The sequence below is a fragment of the Pseudomonas sp. AC355 genome (genome assembly GCF_979258205.1).
Genome location: NZ_OZ409843.1, coordinates 3428348 through 3450292 on the forward strand (window position 1 = coordinate 3428348; position 21945 = coordinate 3450292).

The 21945-nt window shown below is 60.7% G+C and carries 17 protein-coding genes and 1 pseudogene; 15 read left to right on the top strand and 3 right to left on the bottom strand.

Annotation, left to right across the window (positions count from 1 at the left end):
- Positions 1 to 312: 312 nt before the first annotated feature.
- From ACZ0AI_RS16200 to ACZ0AI_RS16270, 15 genes and pseudogenes are all read left to right on the top strand, one after another.
- Entirely contained in the window at positions 313 to 1170 is an 858-nt protein-coding gene (locus ACZ0AI_RS16200; protein ID WP_463562752.1) for a beta propeller repeat protein, read from the top strand.
- A gap of 74 nt (positions 1171 to 1244) precedes the next feature.
- Positions 1245 to 3953, top strand: a complete 2709-nt coding sequence (tssH, locus tag ACZ0AI_RS16205) for a type VI secretion system ATPase TssH (RefSeq protein ID WP_463562753.1) — start codon at positions 1245 to 1247, stop codon at positions 3951 to 3953.
- A gap of 34 nt (positions 3954 to 3987) precedes the next feature.
- Positions 3988 to 5835: pseudogene (locus tag ACZ0AI_RS16210) on the top strand (type VI secretion system Vgr family protein); the annotation flags it as partial.
- Between the two features lie 967 nt (positions 5836 to 6802).
- The gene (locus ACZ0AI_RS16215; RefSeq protein ID WP_463562754.1) at positions 6803 to 7264 is read left to right on the top strand and encodes a hypothetical protein; all 462 of its coding nucleotides are present in this window, start codon (positions 6803 to 6805) and stop codon (positions 7262 to 7264) included.
- 21 nt (positions 7265 to 7285) lie between these two features.
- On the top strand, positions 7286 to 8398 hold the full coding sequence (locus tag ACZ0AI_RS16220; protein ID WP_463562755.1) for a DUF2169 family type VI secretion system accessory protein: 1113 nt from the start codon (positions 7286 to 7288) through the stop codon (positions 8396 to 8398).
- On the top strand, positions 8388 to 10070 hold the full coding sequence (locus ACZ0AI_RS16225; protein WP_463562756.1) for a hypothetical protein: 1683 nt from the start codon (positions 8388 to 8390) through the stop codon (positions 10068 to 10070). Before ACZ0AI_RS16220 ends, ACZ0AI_RS16225 begins: the two co-directional genes overlap by 11 nt.
- A 12-nt stretch (positions 10071 to 10082) precedes the next feature.
- The gene (locus ACZ0AI_RS16230) at positions 10083 to 10835 is read left to right on the top strand and encodes a PoNi-like cognate immunity protein (protein WP_463562757.1); all 753 of its coding nucleotides are present in this window, start codon (positions 10083 to 10085) and stop codon (positions 10833 to 10835) included.
- 188 nt (positions 10836 to 11023) lie between these two features.
- On the top strand, positions 11024 to 12217 hold the full coding sequence (locus tag ACZ0AI_RS16235; protein WP_463562758.1) for a hypothetical protein: 1194 nt from the start codon (positions 11024 to 11026) through the stop codon (positions 12215 to 12217).
- A 9-nt stretch (positions 12218 to 12226) separates the two neighbouring features.
- Positions 12227 to 12622: an SMI1/KNR4 family protein gene (locus tag ACZ0AI_RS16240; protein ID WP_463562759.1), complete on the top strand. Its 396-nt coding sequence runs from the start codon at positions 12227 to 12229 to the stop codon at positions 12620 to 12622.
- 409 nt (positions 12623 to 13031) lie between these two features.
- Positions 13032 to 13535: a hypothetical protein gene (locus ACZ0AI_RS16245; protein ID WP_463562760.1), complete on the top strand. Its 504-nt coding sequence runs from the start codon at positions 13032 to 13034 to the stop codon at positions 13533 to 13535.
- A 245-nt stretch (positions 13536 to 13780) separates the two neighbouring features.
- Complete coding sequence (locus ACZ0AI_RS16250) at positions 13781 to 14053, top strand: HNH endonuclease signature motif containing protein (RefSeq protein ID WP_463565954.1); 273 nt, start codon at positions 13781 to 13783, stop codon at positions 14051 to 14053.
- 14 nt (positions 14054 to 14067) lie between these two features.
- Entirely contained in the window at positions 14068 to 14538 is a 471-nt protein-coding gene (locus ACZ0AI_RS16255; RefSeq protein ID WP_463562761.1) for an SMI1/KNR4 family protein, read from the top strand.
- Positions 14539 to 14807: 269 nt separating this feature from the next.
- Complete coding sequence (locus ACZ0AI_RS16260; protein WP_463562762.1) at positions 14808 to 15563, top strand: PoNi-like cognate immunity protein; 756 nt, start codon at positions 14808 to 14810, stop codon at positions 15561 to 15563.
- A 270-nt stretch (positions 15564 to 15833) separates the two neighbouring features.
- Complete coding sequence (locus ACZ0AI_RS16265) at positions 15834 to 16250, top strand: immunity protein YezG family protein (protein ID WP_463562763.1); 417 nt, start codon at positions 15834 to 15836, stop codon at positions 16248 to 16250.
- A 119-nt stretch (positions 16251 to 16369) separates the two neighbouring features.
- A complete protein-coding gene (locus ACZ0AI_RS16270; RefSeq protein WP_463562764.1) occupies positions 16370 to 16927 on the top strand; it encodes a hypothetical protein in 558 nt (185 codons plus the stop codon).
- A 292-nt stretch (positions 16928 to 17219) separates the two neighbouring features.
- Here ACZ0AI_RS16270 and ACZ0AI_RS16275 read toward each other — a convergent pair whose 3' ends face one another.
- From ACZ0AI_RS16275 to ACZ0AI_RS16285, 3 genes are read right to left on the bottom strand one after another with little or no spacing between them, the layout of a single operon-like run.
- Positions 17220 to 18635, bottom strand: a complete 1416-nt coding sequence (locus tag ACZ0AI_RS16275; RefSeq protein ID WP_463562765.1) for an efflux transporter outer membrane subunit — start codon at positions 18633 to 18635, stop codon at positions 17220 to 17222.
- An 11-nt stretch (positions 18636 to 18646) separates the two neighbouring features.
- Complete coding sequence (locus ACZ0AI_RS16280) at positions 18647 to 20593, bottom strand: ABC transporter permease (protein ID WP_463562766.1); 1947 nt, start codon at positions 20591 to 20593, stop codon at positions 18647 to 18649.
- Positions 20587 to 21753: an efflux RND transporter periplasmic adaptor subunit gene (locus tag ACZ0AI_RS16285; protein ID WP_463562767.1), complete on the bottom strand. Its 1167-nt coding sequence runs from the start codon at positions 21751 to 21753 to the stop codon at positions 20587 to 20589. Before ACZ0AI_RS16285 ends, ACZ0AI_RS16280 begins: the two co-directional genes overlap by 7 nt.
- Positions 21754 to 21945: the final 192 nt, after the last annotated feature.

Sequence of the window (21945 nt, forward strand, 5' to 3'; positions counted from 1 at the left end):
GCAGAAGGCGGATGCCAAGCGCTACCGGGATGCCTATAAGCACAAGCAGACCAGCCCGACCTATCAGGACGCACGAGCCGACGCCAAGCGTCAGTTGATCGAGCCGGGGCCCGGCCCGGGTCTCAGCGCAAACGATGCCGAATGCGTGCTGCGTGAGGTCGACAAGCAATTTCACCAGATGTGCAAAAGCAGCATGCAGAAGCCCAAGCAATTCGAGCTGCGAGCGCCCGGCACTCGTGGAGCAGCGTTGCCGCAGAAAGTCATTGCGAAGAAAGCCCAAAAATCAAAGTTGTTCTGATAAGGACGTTTTCAATGAGCGATTCACGTCAAGTCAGCATCGTCGCCATACATGGCAACGGCCAAGGACAGGCCGATGTTCTGTTGAACGTCTACGAACCACCTCTAGAACCCGACGCGATCATTTCCTGCATCCATAGCGTTGCCTATGACGACGAAGGGCTGAGTGCTACCTCGTTATTCGAGGTCGATCACTGGCTGACCCATATGCATCGTCGGGGTGACTGGATCGCCGCCTGCTCCATGGATGGCCATATCCACTATTTCGATGGCATCCACTGGCAGACGCTACAGACCACGGCAGAAGATGGCTTCAACGCCGTGTTCGTCGCCAGCCCGGGGAGCATTTATGCCGCCGCGCTGGACGGTTCCATACGCCTGATCGAGAACCATCACGAGCAGATCGTTTCAGCGGCGGGCGGCAAGCGCCTCAATGCACTGCACGGCTGTGCCAGCGATTGCCTGTATGCCGTCGGCGATGGTGGGCGCGTGGTTCACTTCGACGGCAGTCGCTGGAGCGAAATCGAGCCGTTCACCAACATCAGCCTGCTGGCTGTGCTGTGCATAGCCGACGATCAGGTCGTCATTGCCGGGGCCAAAGGAGGTCTCTGGATCGGCCATGGCGATATCTGGCAGCAACTCGATGCCGCTGACTACACCATCACCAGCCTTGCTGTGCAGCAGGACCAAATCTGGCTTGCAGCAGGAGCCAACGGTGTATTCAAACTGGACGGCGATCAATTGCAGGAAAGCAAACAAGCCCCCCTGTATCGACTGGCGGCCAATGACGCGCACCTGATGGCGGTTGGCGGAGAGATCTTCGCCTGGTGGGACGGACATCAGTGGCAAGGTTGGCGTTATGAAATCGACTGACCGACCTGCCGTCACCGCAAAGACACCAGATGCAGTAAGCAACGGACATAAGTCATTAGGTAAAGGAGCACACCATGAGTGAAATCAGTCGCGCCGCGCTATTCGGCAAATTGAACAGCGTCGCCTACAAGGCCATCGAAGCAGCCACCGTATTCTGCAAGCTGCGTGGCAACCCCTACGTCGAGCTGAGCCACTGGCTGCATCAGATCCTGCAATTGCAGGACTCCGACCTGCACCAGATCGTGCGTCAGTTCAGCATCGAGCCGGGCCGCCTGGCCAAGGACATCACCGAAGCCCTGGATCGCCTGCCGCGCGGCTCCACATCGATCACCGACCTGTCCTCCCACGTCGAGGAAGCGGTCGAGCGCGGCTGGGTCTACGGCAGCCTGATGTTCGGCGAAAACCAGGTACGCACCGGCTATCTGGTGGTCGGCATTCTCAAGACACCGAGCCTGCGCAATGCCTTGTTGGCCATCTCCCGCGAGTTCGACAAGGTCAAGGTCGAGACCCTCACCGAGCGTTTCGACGAGATCGTCGGCGCATCACCGGAGAACGCTCTGAGCGCCACCGACGGTTTCGATGCCGGTGCGGTGCCGGGTGAAGCCAGCGGCGCCATGGCCCCGGCAGCGATGGGCAAGCAGGAAGCGCTCAAGCGCTTCACCGTCGACCTCACCGAACAGGCGCGCAGCGGCAAGCTCGACCCCATCGTCGGGCGCGACGACGAGATTCGCCAGCTGGTCGACATCCTCATGCGTCGCCGTCAGAACAACCCGATCCTCACTGGCGAGGCCGGGGTGGGCAAGACCGCAGTGGTCGAAGGTTTCGCCTTGCGTATCGTCGCCGGCGACGTACCGCCAAGCCTCAAGGACGTCGAGCTGCGTAGCCTGGACGTCGGCCTGCTGCAGGCCGGCGCGAGCATGAAGGGTGAATTCGAACAGCGCCTGCGCCAGGTCATCGAAGACGTACAGAGCTCACCGAAGCCGATCATTCTGTTCATCGACGAAGCCCACACTCTGGTCGGCGCCGGTGGCGCGGCCGGTACCGGTGATGCCGCCAACCTGCTCAAGCCCGCGCTGGCCCGGGGCACCCTGCGTACCGTGGCCGCCACCACCTGGGCGGAATACAAGAAACACATCGAGAAAGACCCTGCGCTAACCCGCCGTTTCCAGGTCGTGCAGGTGGACGAACCCTCCGAGCACCGTGCGATCCTGATGATGCGCGGCGTCGCCTCGACCATGGAAAAACACCATCAGGTGCAGATCCTCGACGAAGCCCTGGAGGCTGCCGTCAAGCTTTCGCACCGCTACATTCCGGCCCGTCAGTTGCCGGACAAGTCGGTCAGCCTGCTCGACACCGCCTGCGCTCGCGTAGCCATCAGCCTGCACGCCGTGCCGGCCGAGGTGGACGACAGCCGTCGACGCATCGAGTCCCTCGAGACCGAGCGAGCGATCATCGGCCGCGAACAAGCCATTGGCGTCACCATCGGCAGCCGCCTGCTGGACGTCGATACCGCGCTGGCCGAAGAACGCCTGCGCCTGGTCACCCTGGAAACCCGCTGGGCCGACGAGAAGGCGCTGGTGGACGAACTGCTGGCTACCCGTGCCCGCTTGCGCGCCGCTGCCGAGCCGGTGGACGACACCAGCCGGGAGTCAGGCGCCGAACAGCCGGCCCTGAACGACGAGCAACGCGCTGCACTGCGCGATGCCCTCGCCGATCTGCAGCAGCGTCTCAGTGCCCTGCAGGGCGAGGCGCCATTGATTCTGCCGACCGTGGATTACCAGGCGGTCGCCTCGGTGGTCGCCGACTGGACGGGCATCCCGGTCGGGCGTATGGCACGCAACGAGCTGGAAACCATCCTCAAGCTCGATCAGCACCTGAAGAAGCGCATCATCGGCCAGGATCACGCCCTGGAGATGATCGCCAAGCGTATCCAGACCTCCCGTGCCGGCCTGGATAACCCCAACAAGCCGATCGGCGTGTTCATGCTCGCGGGCACCTCCGGCGTGGGCAAGACCGAAACCGCCCTGGCCCTGGCCGAAGCCCTCTACGGCGGCGAGCAGAACGTCATCACCATCAACATGAGCGAGTTCCAGGAAGCGCACACCGTTTCCACCCTCAAGGGCGCGCCACCGGGCTACATCGGCTACGGCGAAGGCGGTGTGCTGACCGAAGCGGTACGCCGCAAGCCCTACAGCGTGGTGCTGCTCGACGAGGTGGAGAAAGCTCACCCGGATGTGCACGAGATCTTCTTCCAGGTGTTCGACAAGGGCGTGATGGAAGACGGCGAAGGCCGTCAGATCGACTTCAAGAACACCCTGATCCTGCTCACCACCAACGCCGGTACCGAGATGATCGCCGGGCTGTGCAGCGACCCGGAGCTGATGCCCGAACCCGAAGGCATCGCCAAGGCACTGCGCGAACCCCTGTTGCAGATCTTCCCGCCAGCCCTGCTCGGCCGCCTGGTGACCATCCCCTACTACCCACTTTCCGATGACATGCTCAAGGCCATCACCCGCCTGCAACTCGAGCGCATCAAGAAACGCATCGAAAGCACCCACAAGGTGCCGTTCGATTACGACGACAGCGTGATCGATCTGGTGGTTTCGCGCTGCACCGAGAACGAGAGTGGCGGTCGGCAGATCGACGCCATCCTGACCAACAGTATGCTGCCGGACATGAGTCGCGAGTTCCTGACCCGTCTGCTCGAAGGCAAACCGCTGAGCGGGGTGCAGGTAACGCAGCAGAACAACGAGCTGCATTACAGCTTCGAACAGACGCCGTGAGCCCCACGATGCTGACTGCGACAGAGGACGCTAGATGGCAATAACCCAGAACGCACGCATGGCCGTCGTCACTAGCCCCTTGGGTGGCGATGTGCTGGTGCTGCGAAGAATGGAGGGCCGGGATGAACTCAGCCGCCCCTTCGCCTACGAACTGGCGCTGATTTCCGAAGATCATGCGTTGCCACTCGATGCCCTGCTGGGCAAGCCGATGGGGCTGACCCTGCAGCTGGCCGACGGCAGCGACCGCTACTTCCACGGCATCGCTGCGCGCTGCAGCCAGGCGGCGGGTAGCGGCCAGTTCGCCAGCTACCGGGTCAGCCTCAAGCCCTGGTTATGGCTGCTGTCGCGTACGTCAGACTGCCGCATCTTCCAGAACAAGACGGTGCCGGATATCGTCAAGCAGGTCTTCCGCGACCTGGGTTTCTCCGACTTCGAAGACGCCCTCACCCGCTCCTATCGGGAGTGGGAGTACTGCGTGCAGTACCGCGAAACCAGTCTCGACTTCGTCAGCCGGCTGCTCGAGCAGGAAGGCATCTACTACTACTTCCGCCACGAGCAGGCCCGCCATGTGCTGGTGCTGTGCGACGCCTATGGCGCACACCGGGCGGCCCCTGGCTACGCCAGCGTGCCCTACTTCCCGCTGGAAGATCAGATGCGCGAACGCGACCACATCTACGACTGGCACCTCAACCACGAAGTGCAGTCAGGTTCGCTGGAACTCAACGATTACGACTTTCAACGCCCCAGCGCACGCCTGGAAGTACGCTCGATCGTCTCGCGACCGCATAGCAACGCCGGGCATCCACTGTTCGACTACCCCGGTGAATACGTCCAGAGCAAGGACGGCGAGCAATACGCACGCAATCGCATCGAGGCCATTCATACCCAGTACGAGCGCGTACAGTTGCGCAGCAACGCGCGCGGGATCGGCGCCGGTCACCTGTTCAGCATGACTGGCTACCCACGCGCCGATCAGAACCGCGAATACCTGACGCTCAGCGCCGACTACCAGATCGTGCAGGAAGCCTTCGAGAACAACACCAGCGACGAGCCGCTGCAGTTCGACAGCCGCCTGGAGTGCATCGATGCCAGCCAGGTTTTCCGCCCGCTGCCACTGACCGTGCAGCCGATCGTGCAGGGGCCGCAGACGGCCATGGTGGTCGGCCCGCAAGGCGAGGAAATCTGGACCGACTCGTTCGGCCGGGTGAAGGTGCACTTCTACTGGGATCGTCACGACCAGTCCAACGAGAACAGCTCCTGCTGGATCCGCGTATCGCAGAACTGGGCCGGCAAGAACTGGGGCTCGATCCAGATTCCGCGTATTGGTCAGGAAGTCATCGTTAGTTTTCTGGAAGGCGACCCTGACCGGCCGATCATCACCGGTCGCGTCTACAACGCCGAACAAACCGTGCCTTACGATCTACCTGCCAACGCCACCCAGAGCGGCATCAAAAGCCGCTCCAGCAAGGGTGGCACGCCAGCGCAGTTCAATGAAATCCGCATGGAGGACAAGAAGGGCGAAGAGCAGCTGTACATCCATGCCGAACGTAACCAGGACATCGTCGTCGAGCTGGACGAGACCCACGCCATCGGCCGCGACCGCAGCAAGTCCATCGGCCGCAACGAGACGGTCGATGTCGGCGCCAACCGCACCAAGAAGATCGCCCGCAACGAGCGATACAGTATCGGCCACAACAAGACGGTGAACATCGGACGCTTCAAGGTCGAGAGCATCGGCATGGCCAAGATGACCAACGTCGGCCTGGGCTATAACCGCAACATCGGCATGGCGATGTTCTCGGCAGTGGGCATGAACCGCACCGATTTCGTCGGCAAGACCTGGGCCGTCTCGGCCGGCGACAAGATCGAGTTCAAGGTCGGCAGCTCACAACTGACCCTGACGCCGGATGCCATCTACCTCAGTGCCAAGGACATCCACTTCAAGGCGCAGGAGTATCTGCACGCCGATGCCCCGTCCGATATCCTGCTCAACTCGGGTACCGCGCAGCCAGCGCCAGAACACAGCGGCAAGGCGGAGCCCCGCTCGCAGGTCGGTGCACTCGCAGCGGTCGCCGGCGTCCTGCGCGGCCTCGGTTCGCAGGCCGCACCGAGCGCCCAGGGTAATGACAAGCGCCCGGGCGCCGAAGCACAGGGCAGCCTCTCGTTGAGGAGCAATGCACCCGCGGCGGCCGATACGCCTGCCGCCGTTACCACCGGCCTCGGCAGCGCAGTGGATCGCATTGCCGCCCAGTCACCCGTGCTGCAGGAGGATCTGCGCTCGCTGCAGGAGCAAGGCTGGGATATCGAATACGGCCCTGCAGGCGCAGGGACATACGTGAGTCAGGAAGGTGACGTGAGCCGGATCGTCATCGACGGCGACATGCGTGGCTCGCCCGCCACGGTAACCCAACTGTTGGCTCACGAGGTGGGCCATGCCACCCACCCCTACGAGGAAAACCTTTCCTCCAAGGCTGCCTACGTCAGCGGTGCCCTGCAAGACGAGGGCGCTGCGGTGCTGAACAACATCAAGGTACAGCGAGAGATCATCGCCAACGGCGGCCCGGACATCAGCATCAATGGTTCGGTAGCCAACCATGCGGCCTACAACGCAGCCTACGACCAGCTCGTCAGCAGCGGCGATAACGCTGCAGCCCGCAAGGCCGTCGGGCAGGTGTGGGGCAGCGAAACCTCATCGGTCAAGGTCGACGGCAAGTTCGTCACGTACAACGATTACTACGGCAGCTGGTATGACGATAACGTCGACGATTAAGCGGCCCTTTTTCAGGCTCTTTGCCTACCTGCTTGTAGCGAGCACGGCAGCCTGTTCAACAGCGAACGAGAACCAACGGATGAACCAAGCCTCTTTCACGCTCTGGCAAACCATCGAGCAACTGGCGCAGCAAGGGCCGCTGACCAAGGCCAAGATCGAGCAGACGCTGGGCAGCACCTTGCAGCTGGACAAGCAGGATGAGCACCGCACCCGCTGGATTGGTGGCGAGGTTGTCCTGCAAGGCAACGTGCGCATCGCGCAGACGGGTTTCACGGTGCTCAACAAGGAGCATGCGGCTCGCCAGAGCACCGTCGGCCTGTTTCTGACCGGTGCCTGCATAGGCCGCCATGACATAGAAGCGCAGTATGGTGAACTGCTTCTGGTCTCGGCCCCGCGTGGCCGCTCACCGCACGAGACGAGCGTTTGGGAAAGCGCACGCCCCTGGGGGCAACTGCGCTTCGCGTTCAAGCAGAACAACCCCGAGTGCCTGCACAGCGTGTCGATCATTCCAGCCGCGCAATCAATACCTGGCGAAGCTTGATTCATAGCGAACGGACATAGCGTGCAGATCGATAATCGCAGTGGTTTCCCCCATGCCTGGTTCGAGAAAACCGGCCCAGGCGGCGTCGTTTACGACGTACTGGTGCTGCGCGGCACCTTCGCGCTGACCGGTAGCTATCTTCCACTACCGCGGGCCGATGTGCAGGCACCCATCGTCTATGCCGATGAGTACGATGGCCATCCCGAAGCCAACCCCCTGCAAAGCGTGCTGCGCCGCGAAGGCGACCTGACGCTGCTCAAACCGGCCAGTGATATCTACGTCACGGGTACCGCCCGTAGCGAAGGCGGTGTCGCCCTACCTGGCTGGCTCGCCGGCATTCGCGTCGGCACACGGCGCAAGCTGCTGCAACTGCACGGCCCGCGGCGCTTCGAACGCCACGGGCAGGAGTGGCGCCTGAGCAGCGCTGAACCCGTCAACCAGGTGCCCCTCGACTACCGCTATGCCTTCGGTGGCTGCTACAGCGTGATGGCGAGCGAACAGAGCCCGGTAGAGCGGGTGTACAACCCCGATAATCCCGCCGGGTGCGGCTGGCTGCCCGGCGAGGCTGACCTAACGGCCGTGTCGCCCGAGGCCCAGACGCAGATACGCCAATGGCTGGAGGGCGTAAGCGAGCTGCCGGCGCCACAGATCGAGGACATCGATGCACCCATCACCAGCCCCCATGACGCTCTGCCGCCACAAGGCTTCGCCCCCCTCGCCCGCTGGAGCCAGGAACGCCTGCAATACGCCGGCACCTACGACGAACACTGGCAGCGCGAGCGCTATCCCCTGCTGCCCGATGACTTCGACGAACGCTTCTACCAGGCTGCGCCGCCTGAGCTGATCCAGCCCGGCTACCTGGCCGGCGACGAATTCATCTCCCTGCTCGGCATGCTGCCTGAGGGTCTGACGCATTTCCGTCTGCCCGGAATCCTAGCGCTGGTGTCGCTGACCCCGTTCCACGGCCGTACCCGACAAGGGCCGCTGGTGCTCGACACCGTGGCCATCGACCTGGATGCACGGCACGTCTCGCTGATCTGGCGCGGCACCTTCGAGCGCGGCGAGCCCTGGCGGCGGCTGGCGATCGGCACGCTGGACGTTCCCCTGGTACAGGAGGACGTGCATGGCACTTGAGATAGACATATCGGCAGGCCGGTACCACAACGCCGACCTGTTCCGTAAGAACTTCGGTATCGACAGCGCCGAACAGGCCGCAGGCGCCCTGAACAATCTGGATAGCCTGTATGCCCGTGGCGGCCACCCCTGGGAAGCTTTCACCGCCAACGGCGAATACTTTCCGGGCCAGCGCGAGAGCTTCGACAAGACCGCCAGGCAGGTCAAGGATCTGTACGACAAAGGGGTCTACAAGGATGGCGAGCTGGCGGAGTCAAAACCGACGGAGGACGGCAAGGATCTCGTGGGCAACGCCCGCCACGCCGCCAACGACAGCCATGAATGGAAAGCCGTCTGCTCGGTACCGGACTTCTGCAAGGTCGGCAATGCCGTGGTGCCCTTCGACAGCTTCGCCACCATTGGCAATCAGACCCAGTCCTCATCGGACGTGAAAGCCCAGGGCGTGCCGGTGTATCGAGTCGGCGACCTGCACAAGGGCGTCCAGGGCGATGCCGGTTCCCACGTGGTCGCCGGTACTTCGCTCGGCGGCGGCTACGTCAAGTTTCTCAGCGGCCAGAACGACGTCAAGGTCAACGGTATCCCGCTGGTGCGCCAGGACAGCACCTGCCTGGTCAATTGCAATGGCGCAGGTATCGGCGGTGCGCTGGGCAAGGTCGTCACTACACAGCGCGGCGCAGATACCCAGGCCGAAAAAACCGCCGAGGAGACCAACCCGGAACTGCAGGCGCTGCTCGACGCCGAAGCCGACGAGCGCTCGCTGTGGGAGAAGACCAAAGACTTCGGATCCGGCGCCTGGAGCAGCACCAAACGCATAGCCGAGGCCAGCGTTGACGACCCGCTGGATACCGGCGTTGGTGTACTCAAGGGCATTGGCAACCTGCCTACAGATCTCTGGAACCTCGGGGTGATGGCCAGCAAATACAGCTCGGCGGCGGGCATCCCGCCTATCGCGCTGCGCGCCCAGGCCATGGAAAAGGCAGCCCTTGCCGCCCACCAGGCCGGTGACCTGACCAAGGCCAACGAACTGGCCAGCCAGGCCAGCAAGATGATGAACGCGGGCTACGCCGGGGATCTGTTCGAGCTGACCAGTGATGCACAGACCGGTGGCTCTGTACTGTCGATGTTCATACCCGGCAGCGTGGTGGTGAAGGGAGCGAGTAGAGCTGGCAAGGCAGCACGTGGAGTGCGAGTTCTGGATGAGGCGGCCGACGCCGAGAAAGCCGCAGATGTAGGCAAGAGTTCGGGCCCTGGGGTGCACGTCAAGGCGGCAACAGGCGAGAAGGCGGCACATGAGGCCATGGTAGGTAAAGGATACGAGCCTCTGGGTAAAACGGACGGCAATTACAAGCCCGGGCAGAACGGCATTGATGGTGTCTACAAGAATTCAAACCCGCCTCCCGAGTACATCATCACCGAGGCGAAGTACGGCTCATCGCAGCTCAACAAGAGATTGGCCGATGGCACAAATCAGATGGATGATGCCTGGGTAAGAAACCGATTGGATGCACAAGTTGGTAAAAGGCAGGCTGATGCCATTCGCGCGTCCATGCGCCGCGGAGATGTTCAAAAGTGGGTACTTCGTGTTGGCGAGGATGGCAAGGTAAACGCCAAGCTGGTTGACAGTGCAGGTAACGTAATCAGAGGCAATGCTGGGAAAGTTCCGAATTTTTAAAGGAAATATTTGATGACTCGTGACAACGTGAAAACGACGGCGTATTTCGATGAATGGATTGATTACGATCAAGATGTAATCCAACAAATACGCGACGAACTAGAGTCCAACTCCTTGGCGCCATATGGCAGGGTTCAAGCGGCATATGACCTTGCCAGGAAAATTCTTGATCGCATCATAATGCGCTACTCAAGAGGGGATAGCCTTACCGGTTTTCGCGATGACCTCGAAAGCCTGTTGGCTGCCCGTGAGCAACTGAAGTTACTGTGCGATGCATTGCCATCGGACGAGCAAAAGAACCGTTTCCAATATGAGCGACTGAGTTTCGACAACTACCTGGATTTCTTCTGGTGGCTCTCTCTGGCCGTCTGTCTCGGTATGGACGAAGCACACCTTGAGCGCGTAATCGCGCTGATCAACAACGCAGGCCAGGACGCGCTACTGGACCGTATCGCCGTGAAACTCGGCGCTCATCAGCGTGCCGTATCCAACGAATTGGTGTTCCCCAAGCAATATGCGCTGTTGCTGCAAGCACTGGATGCGCCTTCGCAAGAGCAATCCAATCTGGTCAAGAAATTCCTCGACGGCTGGTACAAAGGCAACAAGAACCTTGCAGCGTGGTACGACAACCATAAGGGCGAAGACACCGGCTACGTTGGTTATTGGTGCTTTGAAGCCGCACTGATAGTGAAGCTATTTGGAATAGACGATTCGTCTTTCAGAACGCATGCGCACTATCCGGCTGACTTAGTTCACAACACCTGATTTCTATAGCATCGCTTCACCCGCAATCGCCTGCACCGATATGGGATGTGAATCAGTGATTCGTATCGGTCAGGCTGCTAATCAGGCACAGGTCTGCTTCGCCACCATCGGCAATCAGACCTAGTCTTCGCTCGACGTCAAACGTCGGCTACCTGCACAAGGGCCTCTAGGGCGATGCCGGTTCCCACGTGGTAGCCGGCACCTCGCTCGGCAGCGGCTACGTCAAGTTCCTCAGCGGCCAGAACGACGTCAAGGTCAACGGTAGTCCCGTGGTGCGCCAGGACAGCACCACCTGCCTGGTCAATTGCAATGGCGCAGGTGTCGGTGGTGCGCTGGGCAAGGCCGTCACCACCCAGCGCGGCGCAGATACCCAGGCCGAAAAAACCGCCGAGGAGACCAACCCGGAACTGCAGGCGCTGCTCGACGCCGAAGCCGACGAGCGCTCGCTGTGGGAGAAGACCAAAGACTTCGGATACGGCGCCTGGAGCAGCACCAAACGCATAGCCGAGGCCAGCGTTGACGACCCGCTGGATACCGGCGGCGTACTCAAGGGCATCGGTAACCTGCCTACGTATCTCTGGAACCTCGGGGTGATGGCCAGCAAATACAGCTCGGCGGCGGGTATCCCGCCTATCGCGCTGCGCGCCCAGGCCATGGAAAAGGCAGCCCTTGCCGCCCACCAAGCCGGCGACCTGACCAAGGCCAACGAACTGGCCAGCCAGGCCAACAAGATGATGAACGCAGGCTACGCCGGGGATTTGTTCCAACTGACCAGCGATGCACAGACCGGTGGCTCTGTACTGTCGATGTTCATACCCGGCAGCGTGGTGGTGAAGGGGGCGAGTAGAGCGGGCAAAGCGGTGCGTGGGGCACATGCGCTGGATTCAGCGGTCGATGCGGGAGCCGCAGGAACAAAAGCCCAACAAGGTGTACATATTGCGCCTCGAAGCACAGCCTGGACGGAGCTTGCGAAAAAAATCAGAGCCTACATCAAAGATGTCGAAGCTCGCACCGGTCGGAAGATCCCTGAAAACCAAAGAAAATTGCTTGAGCAAGACCTACGATCCAATAAGTACCAGCGCTTAGATGTGGAGGCCGCAGCGGCGCACCGGACTGACTTCAATCGAGTGAAAAACGATTTGATTTCAGAGTGGGAAAAAAATACAAATCAGAAATGGCCAAGGTATAGCGAGGATGTACTCTCGAAAAACGGCTCCGTTATTCGACGTGTTGGACAACCCTACGATGCACATCACTTGATTGAATCCAGCTACGGCGGACCCAATAAATGGTGGAATATGCATCCAGCCAGATTCCCAGATCAACATCAGGGCGGAATACATAGATCGGGCAGCCCGGCCCGAGACTTATTCGAAAAGTGAGAGCAAATCATGAGCATGTACCTGGATTATCAAAATGCGAAGGGCAAAGGTTCCTTAATCGACAGGATGATTCCAATTTCGCCAAATGGTGAGGCCGCTATCCGTGCCATTTACCCAGCCATTCCCAATGACTACATTGACTTCCTGTTGGCTGTTGGAGCAGGAGAGATTGGTGATGCCGCATTCGAGCTCTACAGCGGGCCAGTTGAACCTGAAGAAATCTATGGGGATAGCGATGGCGTCGAAAACGTTCTGCTCATAGGCGATGACCTTCAGGGCTACAACGTGGGTTACGACATAGATACATGGAATGTGGTCGAGATCGACCCGACGAATCGCAGCACTCGGAAAGTGGCATCAAATTTTGAGAGTTTCATACGAACACTTGTCATTACTTACTCCTAATCTTAATAATTTGCATCGAGAAAAAACAATAGATATAAAGTCTGCTTAGACTAGAAACAGGCAATGTCATCTTGGTTAAGTATCCCCGTGATTACCACTGCGGGATGGGTTGCTTTCGTTATATGCCTTCACTATGACAGGACGAGCTACAACGATGATCACTTGAAAGCTGTTCAGCAATACGCACTCTCATCAGCATGTAAGAGCTCCCGACATGTCGTCATGCGTTTGGTTCGGCTCACCGCACCTATGTCGCAACGTTAATCGCAGTACGGGCCTGTTCTAGAATCGTCTCCATGAACAAACCACGCTCCAGCCTCCTGACTGCTCTCTCCATCTTCGCCATCACGGCCTATGTCGGCATATTCCTTGATGCCCGTGGTAACCCGGCCTAAAACAAACCGCTGGAGTGGCTGTTCGCCCCGACGAGCGCTCGCTGTGGGAGAAGACCAAAGACTTCGGTTCCGGCGCCTGGAGCAGCACCAAGCGAATCGCAGGAGCGAGTGCAGACAACCCGTTAGATACCGGCGTCGGCGTGCTTAAGGGCATCGGCAACCTGCCCACCGACCTATGGAACCTGGGCGTGATGGCCAGCAAATACAGCTCGGCGGCGGGCATCCCCCCTATCGCGCTGCGTGCCCAGGCCATGGAAAAGGCCGCCCTTGCCGCCCACCAGGCCGCCCACCAGGCCGGCGACCTGACCAAGGCCAACGAACTGGCCAGCCAGGCCAGCAAGATGATGAACGCGGGCTACGCCGGGGATCTGTTCGAACTGAACAGCGATGCGCAACAAGGCGGCTCTTTCCTATCGATGTTGATACCCGGCAGCGTGGTGGTGAAGGGGGCGAGTAGAGCCGGCAAGGCAGCACGTGTACTGGATACTGCAGCGGATGCAACAAGGGGGCCGACGTAGCATCGGATGCGGGTGGTTTGGGGCGGCGCCTGCCGGAGTCCGCCAAGGAAGCAGAAAAAGCCGCGGATGCAGCCGTGACCGGTGTGCATGTAGCCAAATTGTCAAGCGCTCAGCAATACGCAAAGCTAGTGAACTCAAACAAACGCTGGTCATGGGAAAAAGATTTCCCTGGTGGTGAGGACCTCACCCGAGGGCAAAAGGAGGCGATAAAGCGGCAAGCAATAGCGGAGGGTTTGATACCAGATGTGCCTTTCAAACCTGGCACCAAGTTTCCAGATTTCGAGAAAGCAGAATTGGTTAGCCGGGTCGACCACCTCCCTGAGTATTTGTGGAAAACGGGCGACAAAGCGCAGTTCAAATGGCTGGATAGCCAGATACCCGGAGGTCGCCCTAGCGGGCTCACATGGCACCACTCAGAGCTGCCGGGTAGAATGGAACTTGTTCCGTTTGGGCCGCATAACATCATTACTCACTCTGGCGGTCGGTCTACAGGCATGTGGGCGGCAGGCAAGAGATGAACCAGGAGTTTGTTATGGAATTAAAAACAGTAGGCCAGATTTCAGCGCCCCCTATTGAAGCGACCACTTCACTCGAGCGTTACTGCAGAGTAAAACTGCCTCAGGATTTTATTGAGTTCCTCCAATACGGCAATGGTGGAATCCCCGAAAAAAATCTATTTATCCATGAGGGTACGGACAGACTGATTGAACGCTTTCTACCCGTTATGCTAAACCCTAACTCAGAGGATATAGGTGAGTACGACATATCGGTAGTGATGACAGCGTTGGACTCCCGACTCGGCGATGATCCTGACGAGATCGGCTGCAAGCTCATTCCTTTCGCAGCGCTTTTTTCTGGTGACTTTCTCTGCTTAGATTTTCGGAAAAACGCTGAATGCCCCGAGGTAGTACTTTGGGATCACAACCAATCCGATGATTTCGCTCCGCATACGGAGCCAGTTGCACCCTCCTTCGCCGACTTTAAGACCCAGCTATTCACTTGAAAACCGAAAAAGACTCGGGCATATACAACTACTATCAGTAGACTAAATAGCGTCTACAAGAACTCAAACCCGCCCCCCGAATACCTCATCACTGAGGCGAAGTACAACTCATCGCAGCTCAGCAAGAGATTGGCCGATCGCACCAATCAGATGGATGATGCCTGGGTCATGAAGCGCCTCGATAGGCCAAGACTTATCGACAGCTCTGGCAATGTGGTCAGGGGTAACGCCGGAAAGGTTCCGGGATTTTGAGACAGAGGGGCAGATCAATGCCGCGCGATACGCTAAAGAGCAAAGAGTTCTTCGACAAATGGATTTCGTATGACCTGGAGAGAATGCAACAGAAGCAGAACCGTCTCGACTCTGGAGGCATACCGCTGCCCTACGGCAAGGTAACCGCCGCTGCGGATCTCTGCAATAAGGCGCTTGAAGTCATCGTCATGAGCTATTCGCGTGGCGACCGGGTTGCCAATTTGAGCGGCCATATAGTCAGACTGCTCGCTGAGCGTGAGCAACTCAAAGCGCTGTGCGCCGCCCTGCCTAAGGACGAGCAAAAAAAACGCATCCAATATGAGCGACTGAGTTTCGACAACTACCTGGATTTCTTCTGGTGGCTCTCTCTGGCCGTCTGTCTCGGTATGGACGAAGCACACCTTGAGCGCGTAATCGCGCTGATCAACAACGCAGGCCAGGACGCGCTACTGGATCGTATCGCCGTGAAACTCGGCGCTCATCAGCGTGCCGTATCCAACGAATTGGTGTTCCCCAAACAATATGCGCTGTTGCTGCAAGCACTGGATGCGCCTTCGCAAGAGCAATCCAATCTGGTCAAGAAATTCCTCGACGGCTGGTACAAAGGCAACAAGAACCTTGCAGCGTGGTACGACAACCATAAGGGCGAAGACACCGGCTACGTTGGTTATTGGTGCTTTGAAGCCGCACTGATAGTGAAGCTATTTGGAATAGACGATTCGTCTTTCAGAACGCATGTGCACTATCCGGCTGACTTAGTTCACAACACCTGATTTCTATAGCATCGCTTCACCCGCAATCGCCTGCACCGATATGGGATGTGAATCAGTGATTAGTATCTGTCAGGCAGCTAATCAGACACAGCTCTGCTTCGCCACCGTCGGCAATCAAACCTAGTCTTCGCTCGACGTCAAAGCCCAGGGTGTGCATCGGCGACCTGTACAAGGGCGTTCGGGGCGATGCCGGCTACCACGTGGTCGCCGGTACTTCGCTCGGCGGCACTACGTCCAAGCACACGATCATAAACCCTACAGGTCAATGAAATGACACCCGAAATTCAACAGCTGCAGCAAACCATCGCACAAGGTGTGTACGAAGTGCTGCCAGAGGACGGTTGGACAGACGCTACCTATTCGTTCCAGGCCATTACCCGGTTTTTTTCGGAGACCGGCCACTATCTGCTCAATGACGTAAAAACAGTGTCGTTCGTCGCGGAAGATGAAGTAAGCGATGCGTTTCGCGAGCTACGTACCAAAATGGCAGCCCTCCATGAAAACGGGCATGCCTGGTACACCGCTACGTTCACACTTACCCCTGACGGCAACTTCAAATTCGATTTCATCTACGACGAACTACCTGCGTTCGAGATAATTCCATCTCCGGACAAATGGGCTGACGAATTCCGCACCTACCCACGGCCGGAGTTACAGAATTTTGTTCCACAGCAGCCGAAGCTCTAGGGGTGAAACGACCGAAAATGGTCACAAACCAAAACGGACTTCATGACGTGACTAGCACAGTCGTCTGACTGGTGCAGGAAGCCTCCGATAAATCTCATCAATGGATAGCAATTGCTGACATGACTCGCTTCCAGCGTATCCAGGCCAGCGTTCCAGCAGGCGTCGTGCTCCCCGATGCGCTGCGCCGAATCTGCGACTATCTGGATGAAACCGACTACCCCATCAGCGGCTGCATGCGCCTCAGGCCCGACGACTACGGTGGCCTGCTCGCCTGGTTCGATGGCGACGCAGCCATGGCTGCCAACTTCGCCTGCTTCGGCGCCGGCCCGGATGGTTCGCTGGTCGCCTTCTGGCTGCTCGGCGGCACCGATGCACGCCAGGCGCCAGTCGTCCATCTGGGTTCGGAAGGTTGTGACAATCGGGTGCTGGCGAAGAACTTCGAGGACTTCCTGCAACTGTTCGGCATCGGCTACGGCGAGCTGGGCTTCGACGACCTGAACCAGCCACCCGATGATCCAGGCTCGGCAGAAAATCTGCGCGCCTGGCTGCACGTCGAATTAGGCCTGACCTGTCCGGCAACGGGCGCCAGCATCGTCGAAAAGGCCAACCGGGCATGCCCAGACATTCAACATGCCATCGATGCGTGGTTCAGGAATCGGTACGGCGAAGAGACTTGAGCGTCCATCAGCCAATACCGCTCAGGAAGCGAGAGTCCATGCCGTCTATGAATCTGTACGCCCATTTACAAGCGGTACATGACCAGGCCAGTTTTCTGGTGTTTGTCAGGGCTCTGCTGGTAGACCGACGCGCCGCCATTGAACTGGAGCAAGCATGCAGAGAAAGTGACTGGGCCATGCAAACTTTCTAGAGGGCGCCCTGGCATGGGCCGAAGATAGCGAGTTCGGTGATCGCCAGCACTTGGCTGGAGCGAACCCGTGGCAGCGGCGATCACCCTGATCGACACGGCCCTCATTGCCCACCATCGTGGCTTGGCGCGGCCCCTGACGATCCGACTGGCTCCTCACGCCAACCGCCGCCCAGCGCCCGTGCCAGATTGACGCTCGCCTGCAGGTGCAGCATGCGCAGTCGCGCCGCTTCATCTTCCGCACTGTAGAGGCTGCGTTGCGTATCAAGCAGGGTGAGCAGGGTTTCGGCGCCTGCACGGTAGCGGGACTCGGCCAGGCGGAAGGCACGCTCGGCCTGCAGCAGTACCTCGTCCTGCGCCTGCTGCTGCGCAGCACTGCCGCTCAACCCATTGAGCGCCACCTCGACCTCGGCGAAGGCGGTGATCAGCGCACCGCGATAATCGGCCAGCAGCTCCTCACGCTGCGCCATGGCCAGATCACGGTCGGCGCGCAGGCTGCCCGCGTCGAAGATCGGTGCAGTCAGTGCTGTGCCGAGGGAGTACAGCGGATTGGCGAACAGCCGTGATGCGCTGTCGGCACTGCCGCCGAGCGTGGCGCTCAGGCTGAGGCGCGGCAGGAGAGCGGCGCGAGCGGCCTGCAGATTGGCATTCGCAGCCGCCAGGTTGGCTTCGGCACGGGCCAGATCCGGGCGCGCCAGCAGCAGCTCGCTGGGGATACCGGCGCCGATATCGGGCATGGGCAGTTCGAACAAACGCGCCTGGCTCGCCGGCAATTGATCCACACGCCCGCCGAGCAGCACGGCCAGGGTTGCCAGGCTGTCTTCACGTTGCTGGCTAACGAACGCCAGCTCACGCCGTTGCAGCGCCACCACGCCGCGCTGCTGGGCCAGCTCCAGCGACGTGGCCGCACCGGCGCTCTGCCGCGCCTCGACCGTACCCAGCACGCGCTCGGCGTTTTCCAGGTTGAGTCGAGCGATGCGCTGCCGCTCCTGCAAGCCAACAGCGTCCAGCCAGGCCGAAGCCACTGCGGCGCTCAGGGAAATCTGCAGGGCATCGCGGTCGAACTGGCTGGCATCCCGCGCAAAAGCGGCACTGTCGCGACTGGCGCGCAGGCGCCCCCAGAGGTCGACTTCATAACTGGCGGCAACATTGCCGCTATAGGCATTGCCATCGACCTCCGCGTTGCCGCCAAGCCGTGCCTGACGGTCGGCGCCAAGATTGCCGTCGAGGCGCGGCGACCGTTCAGCACCTGCACGCCGCGCGGACGCTTCGGCCTGACGCAGGCGCGCGACGGCGGCGGCCAGATCCTGGTTGTCACGCAGGGCCTGCGTCATGAAGGCGTCGAGCTCGTCGCTGGCAAAGGCTCGCCACCATTGGTCACGAAGCGCCGGGGCAGGTTCGGCGGCTGCGTTGCGCCAGTGTTCAGGAGCGGTGGGCAGGTCTGCCGGCGCATCGGCTGTCTGGGTGCAACCGCCCAGTAGCAGCGCGGCCAGCAGGCCGGAGATCAGGTGAGGCGTCATCGATAATCCTGTCATTGCACGGCCAACGCGACGACCGGGTCGAGCTGCGCCGCGGTCTTGGCGGGCAGGTAGCCGAACACCAGGCCGGTACCTACCGAGCAGGCGAATGCCAGCAGCATGGCCGACAGCGAGAACACCAGCGGCACGTTCCAGGCGATGAGCAGTGCACCGAACAACAACCCGGTGACCACCCCGACACTGCCACCGACCAGCGTCACCAGCACCGACTCGGTGAGAAACTGGCGCAGGATGTCGCGCTGCCGGGCGCCGGTAGCCATGCGAATGCCGATCTCGCGGGTGCGCTCGCGTACCGTCATGAGCATCACGTTCATCACGCCGATACCGCCGACCAGCAGCGATACGGCGGCGATCAGGCCAAGCATCAGGGTCATGCTCTGCCGCGTCTTGGCCTCGGCCTGCAGCTTGGCGGCGGAGTTGTAGACGCGAAAATCCTTGCGCCCGTGACGTTGCAGCATCAGCGCTTCCACTGCGCTCTGCGCCTCGAGCACCAGGGCACTGCTGCGTGCCTCGATGCTCCCGTAACTCTCGTCGCGCAGCTTCGGGAAGACCCTCACCACGCCTGTGCTATGGGGCACCAGCACCTGCTCATCCGGATAGTTGCCGCCCGCATCGCTGCCCTTTTCGCTCATCACGCCGATCACCTCGAACGGCGAGCTGTTGATCAGGATGATCTGTCGCAGCGGATCGCCTCCATCGGGGAAGAGAGTCTGGTAAACCTCGTGACCGAGCACCGCCACCGGAGCGATTTCCTCATTCTCCGCCGCGCTGAAAAAGCGCCCCCGCGCCACTGGCCAGTGGTGGATTGCCGGCATGTGTTCGCCGACGCCGAGCACTTCGGTCTGCAGCGCTTGCTGGCCATGCCGAATCAAGGCCGGATCGCGTAGCACCGGCATCACCCGCGCCACCTCGCGTAACTCACCGATGGCCTCGAAGTCACTCAGGGTCAACACGCCAATCGGCCCGCCACTGCGCGGCACATCACTGGACACGTACATCATGTTGGCACCCATCACACCCATTTCGGCGACCACTTTCTGCTTGGCGCCCTCGCCGACGGCGAGCATGACGATCACCGAAGCTACGCCGATGACGATGCCGAGCAGGGTCAGCGCCGTGCGAAAACGGTTGATCAGCAACACCCGCCAGGCACCACGCAGCATCTCGTCGAGTTCGCCAAAGAAGGACGCGCCATGATCGCGCCCGGCCAGGCTCATGTCCGGCATTGGTAGGGCATTGATCGGCTGCTGCGGGCCACTGTCGCTGATGATCTCGCCATCACGAATCTCGATGACCCGCCGTGCCTGAGCCGCGACGTCGCGGTCATGGGTAATCAGAATGATGGTGTGGCCGGCGTCGGCCAGCTCGTGCAGCAGCGCCATCACGTCCTTGCCGCTGCGGCTGTCCAGCGCGCCGGTCGGCTCGTCGGCGAGGATGATGCGCCCGCCGTTCATCAACGCCCGTGCAATCGAAACGCGTTGCTGCTGGCCGCCGGACAATTGGTTGGGGCGATGTTCCAGGCGCTCGTCCAGCCCCAGCCGACGCAACAGCGCACTGGCCCGCTCGCGGCGCTGCTCGGCGGGCATGCCGGCGTAGATCGCCGGCACCTCGACGTTCTCCCGCGCGGACTCGGTGGCGATCAGGTGATAGCCCTGGAACACGAAGCCAAACGCTTCGCGGCGCAACCAGGCCAATTGATCGGCGTCGAAGGCGGCCACGTCTTCACCGGCGAAGCGGTAGCTGCCGGCGCTGGGGCGATCCAGGCAGCCGAGCAGGTTCATCAGTGTCGATTTGCCAGAGCCCGAGGTGCCGACAATGGCGACGAACTCACCGGCCTGAACGGACAGACTGACGCCCCGCAACACATCCACCGCTGGCGCACCACCCTCGCCACCATAGGTACGCCGAATGCCCTGCAGCTCGATCAGTGGCGTTACCACTGGAACCTCGACATCCCCGCATCGGCCTGGGCCTCGCCCGTTACCAGACGCTCACCTTCCTGCAGGCCATCGAGAATTTCCGCTACCTGGCGATCCCGCGCGCCGACCTTCACCGCGCGCAGCTCCGGCTGATCCTTGGCAAGAATGCGCACCTGATAATGACCCGGCTTGCCCTGCAAGGCATCCAGCGGAGCGGTCAGCACACCCTTCGCCGAGGCGGTGACGAACACCACCTGGGCGGTCATCTGCGGCATCAGCTCGCCGTCGTCATTGTCCACCTCGAACAGCACGGTGTACTGCACCACTTTTTCCGTTTCGCTGCTGGTGCTGCTGGCTTCGCCCTGGCTGTTGGCCGGCACCGGCGGCGCCGGCAATACCTGACGTACCGTGCTGTGCCAGCGCCGCTCGTCACCGCCCAGGGTGGTGAAGTACAGCGGCAGACCGGCCTTGACCCGGCGGATATCGGCCTCGGAGACACGCGTCCAGCCGGTCATGCTGCGCAGATCGGCGATGCGCATCACCGTTGGCGTCTGATAGGTGGCGTTGAGGGTCTGCCCCTCTTTCACGTCGACACCCAGCACCGAGCCGGCGATGGGTGCATAGATACGGGTGTAGCTGAGCTGCGCCTCGTTACGTTTGAGTAGCGCCTGGCTTTCGGCGATCTTCGCGCGCAGGTTGTCGAGCCGCGCCCTGGCCGATGTGTAGCCAGCGGCGGCGCTCTGCACATCTTCTTCACGGGTGGCGTCGAGCTTGGCCAGGTGCAACTGCCGCTCATGCTGTTGGCGCGCCAGCAGCAACTGCGCCTGCTGCTCCTGCAACTGCGCGCGCAGGCCGTCGAGAGCGGCGCGATCCGCCTCCACCGTGGCTTCGTGCAGGCTGGCGTCGATCTCGGCGAGCAACTGGCCCTTTTCCACCTGATCACCCGGCTCAACATGCAAACGCATGATCTGCCCGGACACCTGGGCGCCAACATCCACCGAATAGCGCGGCTGCAGGGTGCCGATGGCGACCACCGTGGCCTCCACGTCGCCTCGGCCAACCACAGCAGTTTCGTAGACAGGCGTCGGCTCGCCGTTGAACCAGGCCAGAGCGATAACCGGCACGAGCGCGACCGCGGCGAGCAGCCAGCGCCGGCGAATGGGGAAAGGGAAAAACGTCATGACGGGCCCGACCTCTGCCTGAGCATCCAATAACCATCCCCGACGTCAACCGAACCTGCGCTCGCACTCAGGCAAACGAAGGCAGCGTGACACGCCAGGGTGAGGTGCAAGGTGAAAGACGCAACGCGCCCGTGCAGGCGCCATGCAACTCGTGGAGAGCGAAAAAATATCCGGCTCTTACCACCCAAGACG

Coding starts and splice junctions, on each gene's coding strand:
- ACZ0AI_RS16230 (WP_463562757.1), top strand. CDS start 10,083: ATGACTCGTGACAACGTGAAAACGACGGCGTATTTCGATGAATGGATT.
- ACZ0AI_RS16215 (WP_463562754.1), top strand. CDS start 6,803: ATGAACCAAGCCTCTTTCACGCTCTGGCAAACCATCGAGCAACTGGCG.
- ACZ0AI_RS16285 (WP_463562767.1), bottom strand. CDS start 21,753: ATGACGTTTTTCCCTTTCCCCATTCGCCGGCGCTGGCTGCTCGCCGCG.
- tssH (WP_463562753.1), top strand. CDS start 1,245: ATGAGTGAAATCAGTCGCGCCGCGCTATTCGGCAAATTGAACAGCGTC.
- ACZ0AI_RS16260 (WP_463562762.1), top strand. CDS start 14,808: ATGCCGCGCGATACGCTAAAGAGCAAAGAGTTCTTCGACAAATGGATT.
- ACZ0AI_RS16270 (WP_463562764.1), top strand. CDS start 16,370: ATGACTCGCTTCCAGCGTATCCAGGCCAGCGTTCCAGCAGGCGTCGTG.
- ACZ0AI_RS16255 (WP_463562761.1), top strand. CDS start 14,068: ATGGAATTAAAAACAGTAGGCCAGATTTCAGCGCCCCCTATTGAAGCG.
- ACZ0AI_RS16265 (WP_463562763.1), top strand. CDS start 15,834: ATGACACCCGAAATTCAACAGCTGCAGCAAACCATCGCACAAGGTGTG.
- ACZ0AI_RS16225 (WP_463562756.1), top strand. CDS start 8,388: ATGGCACTTGAGATAGACATATCGGCAGGCCGGTACCACAACGCCGAC.
- ACZ0AI_RS16240 (WP_463562759.1), top strand. CDS start 12,227: ATGAGCATGTACCTGGATTATCAAAATGCGAAGGGCAAAGGTTCCTTA.
- ACZ0AI_RS16275 (WP_463562765.1), bottom strand. CDS start 18,635: ATGACGCCTCACCTGATCTCCGGCCTGCTGGCCGCGCTGCTACTGGGC.
- ACZ0AI_RS16200 (WP_463562752.1), top strand. CDS start 313: ATGAGCGATTCACGTCAAGTCAGCATCGTCGCCATACATGGCAACGGC.